The sequence below is a fragment of the Marinicauda sp. Alg238-R41 genome, assembly GCF_947331485.1.
In the GTDB taxonomy this organism is placed as follows: domain Bacteria; phylum Pseudomonadota; class Alphaproteobacteria; order Caulobacterales; family Maricaulaceae; genus Marinicauda; species Marinicauda pacifica.
In genome coordinates this window covers 925,001-936,797 of sequence record NZ_CAMZOJ010000001.1, presented here as the reverse complement: position 1 = coordinate 936,797, position 11,797 = coordinate 925,001, and the positions used below count along the sequence as shown (strand labels likewise).

Here is an 11,797-nt window from a genome sequence, read left to right as displayed (position 1 = left end):
TAGTTATGGGACTCTGCGCCGCGCCCTACGCGCCCTGCTCCAGCTCCTGCAGGATGCGGCCCGAGGAGGGGCGTCCGCCGTAGCCGCGGCCGGGATTGACCGAAATGTCCAGCACCCCGCCCGAATAGTCCGCACGCGGCACCTCGCCGACGCCGATGCGCACCACGTCGAGCTGGCGCAGCGTGCGGCGCGGCGTCTGCTCGGCGGCCAGAACGACCATGTGCATGGCGTCGATGATGAAGGCATTCGCCTCCGGACCGACATCGGTCAACTCGGCGGAAATCTCGCGCCGCGCGCGTCCGGCGAGTTCGTTGATCATGTTGCGCGCGGCCTCCTGCAGGTCGCGGCCCGAGGCCGGCTCGGCGAGGATGGCCGGCGCTTCGCCCACGGGATCGGCGATGACGCCATCCCGGTTGTCGGGCGGAAAGAAGGTCACGCCGCCCAGATTGGAAAAGCGCAGCAGGACCCGGTCGGTATCGGTCAGCCAGACCTCGCCTCCGCCCGAGGCGCGCGCAGGCCAGACGGGGATGACTTCGCGTCCGTTCTCCATCAGGACCAGCGCGGGCCGGCCCGACCGGTCGAACACGAACCGGCCCCTTCCGTCGGCGCGCTCATACCACAGCGATCGCGCCTGCGGCTCGGCCTCGCGACCGAGCAGTCTCTGGAACGGGTCTGATTGCGCGCGCGCTTCGCCGGCGGGCACCCCGAGCAGAAGGGCAGCCACGACGACGAGGCTGAATAGAGCCTGTGTCATGGGCAAGGAGTTAGGCCGCCAGTAGGGCAAAATCGGGGCGCTGACTGCAAGTCACCGGCTCCGCTTTCAGGACGTGTACTGACCGCCATTGATGCTGAACGTCGATCCGGTAATGAAACCGGCTTCGTCCGCGGCCAGGAACAGCACTGTACGCGCGATCTCCTCGGGCAGGCCCAGCCGCCCCACCGGGATTTGCGCCTTCACCTGCTGGAGGCGTTCGGCCGGCATGGCGCGCACCATCTCGGTTTCCACATAGCCTGGACAGATCGCGTTCACCGTGATGCCCCGGCCCGCGCCCTCCTCGGCCAGCGCGCGCGTGATGCCGAGATCGCCGGCCTTGGCCGCCGCATAGTTGGCCTGGCCGAACTGGCCTTTCTGGGCATTGACCGAGGAAATCGTGATGACCCGGCCGAAGCCGCGCTCGCGCATGCCCGGCCAGACCGGCCGCGTCATGTTGAACACCCCGTTCAGATTGGTGTCGATCACCTCGCGCCAGGCCTGCGGCGTCATCTTGTGAAAGGCCATGTCGCGCGTGATCCCGGCATTGTTGACCAGGATCTCGACCGGGCCGAGCTCGGCCTCCACGCGCGCCACGCCGGCCGCGCACTCATCGTAATCGGCGACAGACCACGCATAGGTCGCGATCCCGGCCTCCTCGCGCAGGCGCGCCGCCGCCGCCTCGTCGCGCGCGTAGTTGGCGGCCACCGTGTAGCCGGCCGCGTTCAGCGCCAGGCTGATCGCCCGGCCGATCCCGCGTGTCCCTCCGGTCACCAGAGCGATGCGTGACATGACGTTTTCTCCCCTGTTCCCCGCTGACTTGCAAGGTTATGCTGCGCCGCAAAGCTCGCTATATTGCGCAGCAAAACCGGTCTCCTCACACGCCGCGCCATTCCGGTGCGCCAGAGGAGGGCCAGACATGAAACCCGCGCCCCGAACCGGCTATGGTAGGGCGCACAGCCTGAACAAGGCAATCACTGCGGGGGAGAAGACGCCATGGCTCAGACCGGCGACGTCATCATCATCAAGAAGTATGCGAACCGGCGGCTCTACGACACGTCGGCCAGCCGCTATGTCACGCTGGAGCATCTGCGCGACCTGGTCCGTGCCGGCAAGGATTTCCAGGTTGTCGATGCCAAATCCGGCGACGACCTGACGCGCAGCGTGCTCGGCCAGATCATCTTCGAGCAGGAGAGCAAGGGCGAGAACCTGCTTCCCGTCGAGTTCCTGCGCCAGGTCATCGGGTTTTACGGCGACTCCATGCAGAGTTTCGTGCCCGAATATCTGCGCCTGACCATGGAGACGCTGGCCCGCCAGCAGGACGCGATCAAGGACAAGCTCTCCGGCACATCCGGCAACAACGCGCCCGCCCTGACGCTGCTCGAGGAGCAGGCGCGCCGCAACATGGCGATGTTCGAGCAGGCGATGAGCATGTTCACGCCCTTCACGACGCGCTCCTCCGCCACGCCGGCCAATGGCTCGGCCGAGACGGCCCAGCCTGCGTCGGGAGACAAGGACGAGGTCAAGGCGCTGCGCCAGGAACTCGATGCCATGCGCGCCAAGCTGGACCGGCTCGCGGGCGAATGAACCGGCCCGTTTCGGCACACAAAAGGGTGCAAACCCGCCGGTGCGAACTGTTAACGGCTCATTTACAGACATTGATACCGGGTTAAGGCTGGCCCATCTCTTGCGATCAGATGCTTATGATCGCACCAACCGGATCCAACCTGCCCGTCCCGACCCGCCGCCGCCATGAGCGCGTCGAGCACACGGCCCGCAGCGAAAGCCAGACCGGCCACGGCCGGCGGCGCGGCCCTGCGCCCGCTCCCGCCGCGGCGCAGACCCGCATGTCAGGCGCGCCCGAAACCGCGTTCAAGGCTCCGGCCGGCGCGATCGCGAACACCTCCACCCTGGTTCAGTTGCAGACCTATCCGCGCGTGCGCGGCCTGCGCGCCGACGAGACCGAGCGCCGGCGCTACCGTGAGGCCTATGCCCGTGCGGGCTCGTCCGAGACCGGCCCGGCCCTTGCCCCGCGCCTGGAGCGTTCGGCATGAGCGGCGTTAGCGAACGCACTCTTGCCCGGCTGGGCGACGGCGCCTTGATGCTGGCCGTGATCTTCCTTCTGGTCTGAGCGCCGGGGCCCGGCCCGGACTCACCGCGCACGAAAAAGGCCGCTGCATGCAGCGGCCTTTTTGCTTGTGGGCTCGTCCGCTTGCGGCGGGGTGTCGCCCGCCGTGCGGTCAGCCTTCGCCGCCGACCGCGAGGTCGCGGCGTGAAGCGATCACCGTGATGAACCAGCCGGCTGCGGTATCGACCAGCGTCATCAGCATGATGATGAAGAAGGTCGAAGTTGCGAAGAGCGGCTGAAGCACGAAGAGCAGGATGGCGACGATGAAGACGCCGGTCGACAGAAGATTGTTGTAGACCGTGACATTGCCCGTACCCGGCGCCTTGAGCATCTCCAGGAAGAGCATGACGAGGGCCAGCGTGATGAGCAGGTCCGACAGCGACAGCGCCCATTGCGTGCCGGCCGTGGGAACGGTGAACAGCGTGGCGTGAAGCGCGCCTTCGGCGCATTCCACCGCTTCGGGCCCGGCATCGACCATGCCCACGCAATTACCTGACCGGAATTCCTGCATGTTGCCGATGAAGGCCTCTTCGCCCCCGGCAATACCGGTCGTGAACGCGATCGCGGCGTAGACCACGATGGCGATAATCATCTTGGGAAACAGCTCGTACATTCCACCCCCTTGTTTTTGTTGCCCACCCTTGCGGCGCCGTTGTGCCGCTGACAAGCCGAGGTAAAGCCCCGCTCCATCGGTACTGGCCATGCCTCTGCACCCCCCAGGCGATGGCGAGCCGGCCAGTGACTGCGTCTTCACGACAGCCGGACGCCGCTAGGACTCATCCCAGCCGCCGGTCTTCCGGAACCGGCTGTTGAGCCACATGACTCCTAGCATATCACTGAAAGAGGCGAAAAGCCGACCCAGATTACTATATTTCGACTTCCCGGCGAGGCGTGGCCGATGGCCCACATCGACGAACTCTATTTTGAACCCTTCGCGCTTGACCAGGGCGGGCAGGAAGCGGTGCTGGTGATCGAAATAGGGAAGGCGCAGATAGGCGTCACGTTTGAAGGCTTTAAGCCCGCAGCCCGTATCGTCCGCATCGTCGTTGAGCAGGCGCTTGCGGATGCCGTTGCCGAGACGCGAGGCAAAGCGCTTCGCCGCGGTATCCTTGCGGCCCACGCGCCGTCCCGCCACCATGGCCAGATCGGCGGGCGCATCGGCGCGGGTCAACGCCTGAAACACCGCCGGGATATCGGCCGGCGGGTTCTGGCCGTCGCCGTCCAGCGTGCAGATGACGGGCGCGGTCGCCGCCATCACGCCGCTGCGGATGGCCCGCGACTGGCCGGCATTGCTGCGATGGCTGATCACGCGCAGACTGGGTATCTCCGCCTTGGCCGCGACCAGCTCGTCCAGCGTGGAGTCGGTACTGGCATCGTTGACGAACACGATTTCATGGGGAATGTCGCGCAGCACGTCATAGACCTCGGCGGCCAGACGCGCGGCATTTCCAGCCTCGTTGTGCATGGGGGCGACGACGCAGATCTGAGGAGCGGGCATGAGCGGCCTTGTCTTGACTTGTCCTCGGCTTCGCGCCGTTTCATAGCGATAATCGCAAGCGAAGCACGGACTTTTTTCGGTTCCGGGTAAGAGACCAGGTATGAGACAGGCCCTCACAGCGCTGCCCGGTTGGCTCAGGGATACCGGCCTTATCACGCTTCTGGCGGTGGCCGCCATCCTGCCTGGCCTTCTGACGATGCCCGTGCTCGACCGCGACGAGGCGCGCTACGCCCAGTCCAGCGCCCAGATGCTGGAATCCAACAATCCGATCGAGATCCGCTTTCAGGACGCGCCGCGACATCGCAAGCCCGTGGGCATTTACTGGCTTCAGGCGGCCAGCACCGGCCTGATTTCCAGCGCGGAGGCCCGCGAGATTGCCAGCTACCGCCTGCCGTCTCTGGCGGCGGCGATCGTGGCGGCGCTGGCGACCTGGGGCGCGGGCTGCGCGCTCGCCGGCCGGCGCACCGGCCTGATCGCGGGCGCTTTGCTGGCGGTCAGCGTCCTGCTGGCCAGCGAAGGCGCGATCGCCAAGACCGATGCCGCGCTCGCAGCGGCGTGCGCGCTCGCCTTCCTCTCTCTGGTCAAGGTGCGCCTTGCCGCGGACACGCCCGAAGACGCGGGCGCACGCCCCGGCTTCTGGGCCGTTACGGGTTGGGCCGCGATTGCCGCCGGCATTCTCATCAAGGGCCCGGTCGCGCCACTCGCCATGGGCAGCGCAGTGCTGGTTCTGACCCTTTGGGAGCGGCGCTGGGACTGGTGGCGGCATTTTCTCGGCTGGCGCGGCCCCGCGCTTGCCGCCGCCATCGTTCTGCCCTGGCTCGTCGCCATCCAGATCGCCACCGGGGGCGAGTTCCTCGCCAGCTGGTTCGGCAACGATCTCGCGCCCAAGCTGGTGTCCGGGCATGAGGGCCACGGCGCACCGCCGGGCAGTCACACCCTGCTTCTCGGCCTCCTGCTCTTCCCCGCCAGCCTGGCGCTTCCGGCGGGCCTGTACCGGGCCGGCGCGGCCCTGGCGGGGCGCAGCGGCGACGCGCTGCCCGCCCGCCTCCTTCTGGTCTGGACCGTTCCGCTCCTGATCTTCTTCGAACTCTTGCCGACCAAGCTGCCTCACTACCCGCTGCCGCTCTATCCCGCCCTGGCGGTGCTGGCCGCCTGGGGCGCGGTCTCGCTGCTCGCGCAGCCAGTCTGGACCCGGTTTGCCGGCGCCGCGCTGGCTCTGGTCGGCGCCGCCGTGCTCTCCCTTCTCATGGGCGCTCTGGCGATCGGGTTTGATGGGCCGGTCTCGGCCGCCCTCCTCTTCGCGCTGACCGTGATGGCGCTGGCCGCCGGCGCGACGACCTTGTGGATCAACACTCACGCGATTTCCGCTGTTGCCGTGCTCATCGCCGCGGCCCTGGTCTGGCACACGGGCGCGCGCGCGATCGTCGCCCCGCAAAGCGAGGGTCTCTTCCTCACCCAGGCGGTCGAGCGGGAGCTGGAAGCTCACGCCCTCCTCGGCCCGGACACGGTCATTCTCTCCACCTATACCGAGCCCAGCCTGGTCTTCGCGCTGGAAGGCAGGCCGCAGCTTCTGGACACGGCCGGGCTGCAGGCCGCGCTCGCCAGGCCCGCCCCCGACCGCGTCGTCCTGTTCGATACCAGCCGCGCCGGGCCGGAGGCGGACGCTGTGCTGGCCACGCTGGACGCGCGCGCCTGTGCGCGTCATGGCGTGGAGGGGTTCAATTATAGCCGCGGCACACACACTTCAGTATTCATCTTCCGACTGGGCAGCTGCCCGCCGAGCGAGGACACGCCATGAGCCGCCAGATCGAAATCGTCGAAGTCGGGCCGCGCGACGGTCTGCAGAATGACCCGGTTCTTCTGCCCACCGAGGTGAAGCTGGAATTCATCGACCGGCTGATCGGGGCCGGCGTGACCCGCATGGAGGCGGCGAGCTTCGTTCACCCCAAGCTGGTCCCGGCGATGGCGGATTCCGATGAGATCATGGCCCGCGTGCCTCGCGGCAAGAGCGTGAAGTATATCGGTCTGGCGCTGAACGAGCGCGGCATGCGCCGGGCGATCGAGTGTGAATGCGACGAGATCAACTTCGTCATGGTCGCGTCGCAAGGCTTCGGCAAGCGCAACCAGAATGCCACGCCGGAAGAGACCGCCGACCTGCTCGACCGCATCGCCATCCTGGCCCATGACGCGCAGATCCCGCTTTCGGCCACCATCTCGGTCGCGTTTGGCGATCCGTTCGACGGCGAGGTGGACATCGCGGTCGTTGCCGAGCTGGCCCGGCGCGCCGAGGCGGCCGGCGCCGTCGAGATCGCCCTCGGCGACACGATCGGCGTGGCCTCGCCCTGGGATGTGCGCGCCCGCATCGAGGCCGTGCGCGAAGCCGCGCCCAGATCCCGCCTGCGTCTGCACTTTCACAACACGCGCAATACTGCCCTGGCCAATGTCTATGCGGCGGTCGAAGCGGGCGTGGACGTGATCGACGCCTCGGCCGGCGGCATTGGCGGCTGCCCCTTCGCGCCACGCGCCACCGGCAATGTCGCGACCGAAGACGTGGTCTACATGCTCCATCGCGGCGGCTACGAGACCGGGATCGATCTCGACAAGATGATCGAGACCGCACAATGGCTCGAGACCGACGCCCTCAAGCACAATATCGAATCCATGCTCTCCAAGGCCGGTCCGTTTCCCGGTCGGCTGGCGTAGTAGACGGCCTCTCCCGGTTCCGGCTTCCGTCAGGAAAGAGGGAGACGAAGCAGAGAGATACTCCCACCCGGTCCGCAGGCCCTAACCTCGCGAGGCTCAGTATCAGCCGCGTGAAGACGCGCGCCCCGAAAAAGAAGCGCCGTGATAGTCGTAGTAGTAGGAGGAGTCGCCGCCCGCCGACTGTCACCAAACACTCCCGGCCCCGTCTTCGCAGGTGCACAAAAGACACGCCGCGCCCGCCTCCCACCCGCGCTCGCTGCAACCGCCTTGCCAGCCGGACGCCCGAGGGGTGACACTTCTGCCTGTACCAACCGGAGAGGGACGGCGATGCGATCAGCGACTTCGAAACGCCATCCGGCCCGGCGCCGCGCCATCCGGACGCGCGCCGGATGGGAAGCCGCCGTCATCGATCCGGCCCGGGCGGCGCCTGAACAGATCCTGCGGACCGGTCCGGTGCGCACGAGCTGTCTTTGCGCGCGCGAGCGCGGCGGCTTCGAACTCGTTCACGCCTTCCTCGCCAAGCGGTCCGAGCGCTCGGACACGGCGATCTTCACCGGACCCAAAGTCCCCCTCGGCCCCGCGCACAGACCGGAAGTCCTGCGCCGTTCGCGCCCGGCCCAAGGCGTCCGCTCCCGCCCCGCGCAGGCTGGACCCCGCCTCTCCGCGCCGGTTTCCGGCCCGGCGATTGCCGCCGATCCTGCCGCGACCGCCGGGGATCATGCCCGGACGGGCGGGGTCGTTCTGGGCCTGGCGCTCGTCACGGGCACGCTCGCGCTTCTCGCCTCGCGCGATGCCGGGACGGGGATCGAAACCGGGCTTGTGCTTTCCAGCGCCGCGCTCGCCGGCTCGGCCCGTCTGGGAGGAGCAAGGCTGGCCCCGGCCGCCTTCGACGCGCCGAGCCGCGGTCACGCGCCGCGCAAGATGCTCCAGATCGCGCTGATCTTCTGCCTCGCCTTCGCAGGCCTCCTATGGCTGGCCCATCCCGGACCCGGACCGCAGGAGCTTGCCGCCTTTACGCGATCCGTCACCCCGGCCTCCGCCCTCCTTCTGGCGCTCAGCGCCGCCCTGCTGGTCAGCGTGCCGCGCGCCCTCTTCGCCACCGCCCTCTGCATTGCGGTCCTCGGCGTCCTCACCCGCTTCTTCTAGCGGCACCTTCTCCCTGAAGTCTTCGCGCTGGCCGTGCTCAAGGCGCTGGTCTATGCACGCCTGGCTGGTGGTTTGATCGACTGGAACGGCGCATGCGCGAACCCTCCTCCTCTGCCGCCGAAACGGCAGAGGCGCTCACCGACACCCCGAAGAAGGCGCAGCGGCCTGCGGCTGCCGTCTTCATCGTCGCGACCGTGCTCATCGACGCGCTCGCCTTCGCGCTCATCATTCCGGTCCTGCCCACCCTGCTGATGGAGCTGACCGGCGGCGGTGTGGCCGATGCGGCCCTGTGGGGCGGGCTGGCCACCTTCCTCTTCGCGGTGATGCAGTTCTTCTTCTCGCCGGTCCTCGGCGGCTTTTCGGACCGGTTCGGCCGCCGCCCGGTGCTGCTGCTCTCGCTCGGCGCGCTGGCGATCGACTTCCTTCTGATGGGCCTCGCCCACGCGCTGATCGTCTTTTTCGCGGCGCGGCTGGTGTCCGGCATCTTTGCGGCCACCCATTCAACTGCCAACGCCTATATCGCCGACGTCACCCCGCCGGCCCAGCGCTCGGCGCGCTTTGGCTGGCTCGGCGCGGCCATGGGTGTCGGCTTCATCCTCGGTCCGGCGCTGGGCGGGCTTCTGGGCGAGCTGACACCGCGGGCGCCCTTCTTCGCGGCTGCCCTGCTGGCCGGCGCCAACGCCGTCTACGGCTGGTTCGTCGTGCCCGAGAGCCTGGCCGCGGACAAGCGCCGCCCCTTCTCGCTGGCGCGCTCCAACGTGTTCGGCACGCTTCTTCGCCTGCGCAAGGCCGAAGGGCTGGGCGTGATGGTGTGGGTCTATTTCCTCTCCCACCTGTCCGGCTTCGTCTATCCCGCGGTCTGGGCCTATGTGGCGATTGCCAAGTTCGACTGGAGCGAAGCCCAGATCGGGGCGTCGCTGGCTTATTTCGGTGTCCTGTTCGCGCTGTGCCAGATGGTCGTCGTCCCGGTCCTGATGCCGCGCATCGGGGAGCGGCGCGCGATCTGGATCGCGATGGCGGTCGAGGCCGCCGCGCTCGCCGGGATTGCCTTCGCGCCCAACGGGGCGGTGCTCTATGCGTGGCTACTGACCGCGCTCGTGACCGGAATGGAGGGGCCGGCCCTGCAGAAGATCATGACGGAACGCGTCGGAGAAGATGCCCAGGGCGAGCTGCAGGGCGGGCTATCCGCGCTCGGCGGGGTCATCCTGATCATCTCGCCCCTGCTCTACACCCAGCTCTTCTTTCTCTTCCAGCGCGGCGTGGCGGGCGTGGTCTTCCCCGGCGCGCCCTTCCTGGCCGCCTCCGCACTCTGCCTGGTCGCACTGGCGCTGTTTCTCGGACGCACGAAAAGAACCCACGCCCCATGAAGAAAAGCCCCCGCACCGGGATCGGGCGGGGGCTCGCATTTCACAGACGCACCGGACTTACGGCAGCGTCACCTGAGGCATTTCGGCAAACGGGACGATGCCGAATTCGGGATAGATTTCGGCCGGGTAGTAGACCGTGCCGTCGGCCATCACCATCGAGATGGTCTTGATGGCCTTGAAGTCCTCGACCGGATTGCCCGGCACGAGGAAGAAGTCGGCAAGCTTGCCTTCCTCGATCGTGCCGAGCTCGTCACCGACGCCGAGATATTCGGCCATGCCCAGACTGGCCCAGCTGACGATCTCGGCCGGGCTCATGCCGATCGACTGATACAGCTCCAGCTCGCGGTGATAGGCAAACGACCCGCCAAGATCGGTACCCGGCACCATCTCGATCCCGCGCTCGCGCATCAGCGCAAGGGCCTCGGTGATCGTCTCGAACGCGCCGCGATAGGCGGCGTCGTCCTCCGGCGTCGCGATATCGGCCCAGGCACTGCGCGCGCTGCGCTGGATATCGGCCGGCATGTGGTCGATATAGTCGGCCGCGCCGGGCGACAATTCACCGTTGCGCGACAGCAGAAGCGCTTCGTGAATCGCGAAGGTCGGGTCGATCGCGATGTCGTTCTCGACAATGGCATCAAGCGTCGACTGGACGGCCTCGCTCTGCAGGTCGAGCTCGGGCAGGCGCTTGAGCGCCGTCAGACGCAGCAGCGTGCGCGTGTCCTCACCCTCTTCCAGCACCCAGCCCAGCATGAGCTGGTTGATATGGGTGAGCTCGTCATAACCGGCCTCGATCATCGCGTCGGCGTCGGTGAAGGCGGGCACATGACCCATCACATGCATGTCGCGCGCATGGGCCGCCTCAATCACGGCCGGGATCCAGTCCGGCTGCATCGAGTTGTAGATCTTGATCATCGTAAAGCCGTTATCGGCATACGTATTGACCGCCGCGACCGCCTCGGCCTCGGTTTCGACCACGATCCCGTTATTGGAATTATAGGGGCTGCGGCCCTCGATGAAGCCTGCGCGGAAGACGCGCGGACCGGCCATCTCGCCGGCTTCGATATGGCCGATCAGCTCGGAGAGGACCTCGTTATTATTGCCCATGTCGCGCACGCTGGTCGTCCCGGCCGCGACGCCCAGCATGGCGCTGGTGTCGCCCAGATGGGCATGCATCTCGAACAGGCCGGGAACGAGCGTGCCGCCCGCCCCGTCAATGACCACTTCGCCGTCCTGGGACGCATCCGGTCCTTCGATCGCCGTGATACGATTGTCTTCTACCAGGACCGAAGCCGGCTCGCCCAGACGGCCCGTGCGGGCATCGAAAATGCGCACATTGGCGATCCTCACCGGAGCGTCGAAATCGTGCGCGACCCGCGCGGTGATCTCGGCATAGCGCTCCGAACCGAAGCGTGAGGCGAGCGCACGCAGGCGCTCGTCCTCGCCGTCATACCCCTCTTCCAGGATGGAGAAACCGGGCGTCACCATGCCGAAGAAGGCCGTGCCCTCCATCAGGAAATAGGTCGGGTCCAGGCTGGTGCCCGACAGCGCATAGGCGGTCAGCTCCCGGCTCTCCCCGTCGGGGCCGGACACGGTCACGTTCTCCATCTCGGTGAGGCGCAGCTCGCCGCCCGGCAGCGCCGTGATCGTGCGGTCCTCGTCGGCGATCAGCGCACGTCCGGCCAGCGCCAGGAAATAGGGGGTCGAATTTTGAGGCACGTAGAAGACCGGCTCGGCCGCGTCCGCCTCGCCCTCTCCCGTGGAATCGCTCCAGCGCGCCCGGTCGCCGGTGCGCTCGTAGGACTCGTCCACCGTATTGCCGAAGGTTTCCGCCCCCTCGATGGCCCAGCTGACCGGATAGCCCTGCTCATCAAGCGTGACCGTCTCGGCCAGCGTGGGTCCGCGGCCATTGTTTCGATACTCGAAATCGACCTCGAACCCGGCCTCGGCAGGCTCTACCTCCATCGCCCCGATCGGCGTGCCATCGACCAGCACCGTAAAGGTGCGCGCCTCGGCGCGCTGGGCGGCGGATCCGGTTTCGACCGTCTGCGTCTCGCCGTCCGCGCCCTGCTCGGGCGAGCACGCGCACAGTGCGAAAGCGGAGACCAGCCCCGCCAGCATGTAGGATTTCATCACTCTCTCCCCGTATGACTATGCGGGGAGATTTAGCATCGCGCCCGGCCGGTGTCGCGCGAATCCTCAGACAA

11 protein-coding genes are annotated in these 11,797 nt (G+C 67.4%); 6 read left to right on the top strand and 5 right to left on the bottom strand.

Features of this window, described 5'->3' with window-relative positions:
• Window positions 1–25: 25 nt before the first annotated feature.
• Window positions 26–754 carry a DUF4908 domain-containing protein gene (locus PGP17_RS04335; RefSeq protein ID WP_270374375.1) on the bottom strand — a complete coding sequence of 243 codons (729 nt, stop codon included), beginning with the start codon at window positions 752–754 and terminating at the stop codon, window positions 26–28.
• 66 nt (window positions 755–820) lie between these two features.
• The gene (gene phbB, locus PGP17_RS04330) at window positions 821–1,543 is read right to left on the bottom strand and encodes an acetoacetyl-CoA reductase (RefSeq protein WP_270374374.1); all 723 of its coding nucleotides are present in this window, start codon (window positions 1,541–1,543) and stop codon (window positions 821–823) included.
• A 204-nt stretch (window positions 1,544–1,747) separates the two neighbouring features.
• Here phbB and phaR point away from each other — a divergent pair, with 204 nt between their 5' ends.
• Window positions 1,748–2,338 (top strand): polyhydroxyalkanoate synthesis repressor PhaR, encoded by a 591-nt coding sequence (gene phaR, locus PGP17_RS04325; protein ID WP_270374373.1) that lies wholly within the window; start codon window positions 1,748–1,750, stop codon window positions 2,336–2,338.
• 116 nt (window positions 2,339–2,454) lie between these two features.
• Complete coding sequence (locus PGP17_RS04320; RefSeq protein ID WP_270374372.1) at window positions 2,455–2,805, top strand: hypothetical protein; 351 nt, start codon at window positions 2,455–2,457, stop codon at window positions 2,803–2,805.
• Between the two features lie 186 nt (window positions 2,806–2,991).
• On the opposite strand, the gene PGP17_RS04315 is transcribed toward PGP17_RS04320, so the two are convergent.
• Window positions 2,992–3,492, bottom strand: a complete 501-nt coding sequence (locus PGP17_RS04315; RefSeq protein ID WP_135945287.1) for a hypothetical protein — start codon at window positions 3,490–3,492, stop codon at window positions 2,992–2,994.
• A 156-nt stretch (window positions 3,493–3,648) separates the two neighbouring features.
• Window positions 3,649–4,377: a glycosyltransferase gene (locus PGP17_RS04310; RefSeq protein WP_270374371.1), complete on the bottom strand. Its 729-nt coding sequence runs from the start codon at window positions 4,375–4,377 to the stop codon at window positions 3,649–3,651.
• Window positions 4,378–4,477: 100 nt separating this feature from the next.
• Here PGP17_RS04310 and PGP17_RS04305 point away from each other — a divergent pair, with 100 nt between their 5' ends.
• The 4 genes from PGP17_RS04305 to PGP17_RS04290 all read left to right on the top strand — a co-directional run bounded on the left by PGP17_RS04305 (window position 4,478) and on the right by PGP17_RS04290 (window position 9,593).
• Window positions 4,478–6,175, top strand: coding sequence for an ArnT family glycosyltransferase (locus PGP17_RS04305; RefSeq protein WP_270374370.1), 1,698 nt, complete (start codon window positions 4,478–4,480; stop codon window positions 6,173–6,175).
• Window positions 6,172–7,080, top strand: coding sequence for a hydroxymethylglutaryl-CoA lyase (locus PGP17_RS04300; protein ID WP_270374369.1), 909 nt, complete (start codon window positions 6,172–6,174; stop codon window positions 7,078–7,080). The genes PGP17_RS04305 and PGP17_RS04300 overlap by 4 nt, the downstream gene beginning before the upstream one ends.
• Before the next feature lie 327 nt (window positions 7,081–7,407).
• On the top strand, window positions 7,408–8,226 hold the full coding sequence (locus tag PGP17_RS04295; RefSeq protein ID WP_270374368.1) for a hypothetical protein: 819 nt from the start codon (window positions 7,408–7,410) through the stop codon (window positions 8,224–8,226).
• 92 nt (window positions 8,227–8,318) lie between these two features.
• Window positions 8,319–9,593, top strand: coding sequence for an MFS transporter (locus tag PGP17_RS04290; RefSeq protein WP_270374367.1), 1,275 nt, complete (start codon window positions 8,319–8,321; stop codon window positions 9,591–9,593).
• A 57-nt stretch (window positions 9,594–9,650) separates the two neighbouring features.
• On the opposite strand, the gene PGP17_RS04285 is transcribed toward PGP17_RS04290, so the two are convergent.
• A complete protein-coding gene (locus PGP17_RS04285) occupies window positions 9,651–11,723 on the bottom strand; it encodes an amidohydrolase family protein (protein ID WP_270374366.1) in 2,073 nt (690 codons plus the stop codon).
• Between the last annotated feature and the right edge of the window lie 74 nt (window positions 11,724–11,797).

What these genes read in the sequence shown, in the direction of transcription:
- PGP17_RS04335 (WP_270374375.1), bottom strand. Translation starts at nt 754, where the DNA reads ATGACACAGGCTCTATTCAGCCTCGTCGTCGTGGCTGCCCTTCTGCTC.
- phbB (WP_270374374.1), bottom strand. Translation starts at nt 1,543, where the DNA reads ATGTCACGCATCGCTCTGGTGACCGGAGGGACACGCGGGATCGGCCGG.
- phaR (WP_270374373.1), top strand. Translation starts at nt 1,748, where the DNA reads ATGGCTCAGACCGGCGACGTCATCATCATCAAGAAGTATGCGAACCGG.
- PGP17_RS04320 (WP_270374372.1), top strand. Translation starts at nt 2,455, where the DNA reads ATGATCGCACCAACCGGATCCAACCTGCCCGTCCCGACCCGCCGCCGC.
- PGP17_RS04315 (WP_135945287.1), bottom strand. Translation starts at nt 3,492, where the DNA reads ATGTACGAGCTGTTTCCCAAGATGATTATCGCCATCGTGGTCTACGCC.
- PGP17_RS04310 (WP_270374371.1), bottom strand. Translation starts at nt 4,377, where the DNA reads ATGCCCGCTCCTCAGATCTGCGTCGTCGCCCCCATGCACAACGAGGCT.
- PGP17_RS04305 (WP_270374370.1), top strand. Translation starts at nt 4,478, where the DNA reads ATGAGACAGGCCCTCACAGCGCTGCCCGGTTGGCTCAGGGATACCGGC.
- PGP17_RS04300 (WP_270374369.1), top strand. Translation starts at nt 6,172, where the DNA reads ATGAGCCGCCAGATCGAAATCGTCGAAGTCGGGCCGCGCGACGGTCTG.
- PGP17_RS04295 (WP_270374368.1), top strand. Translation starts at nt 7,408, where the DNA reads ATGCGATCAGCGACTTCGAAACGCCATCCGGCCCGGCGCCGCGCCATC.
- PGP17_RS04290 (WP_270374367.1), top strand. Translation starts at nt 8,319, where the DNA reads ATGCGCGAACCCTCCTCCTCTGCCGCCGAAACGGCAGAGGCGCTCACC.
- PGP17_RS04285 (WP_270374366.1), bottom strand. Translation starts at nt 11,723, where the DNA reads ATGAAATCCTACATGCTGGCGGGGCTGGTCTCCGCTTTCGCACTGTGC.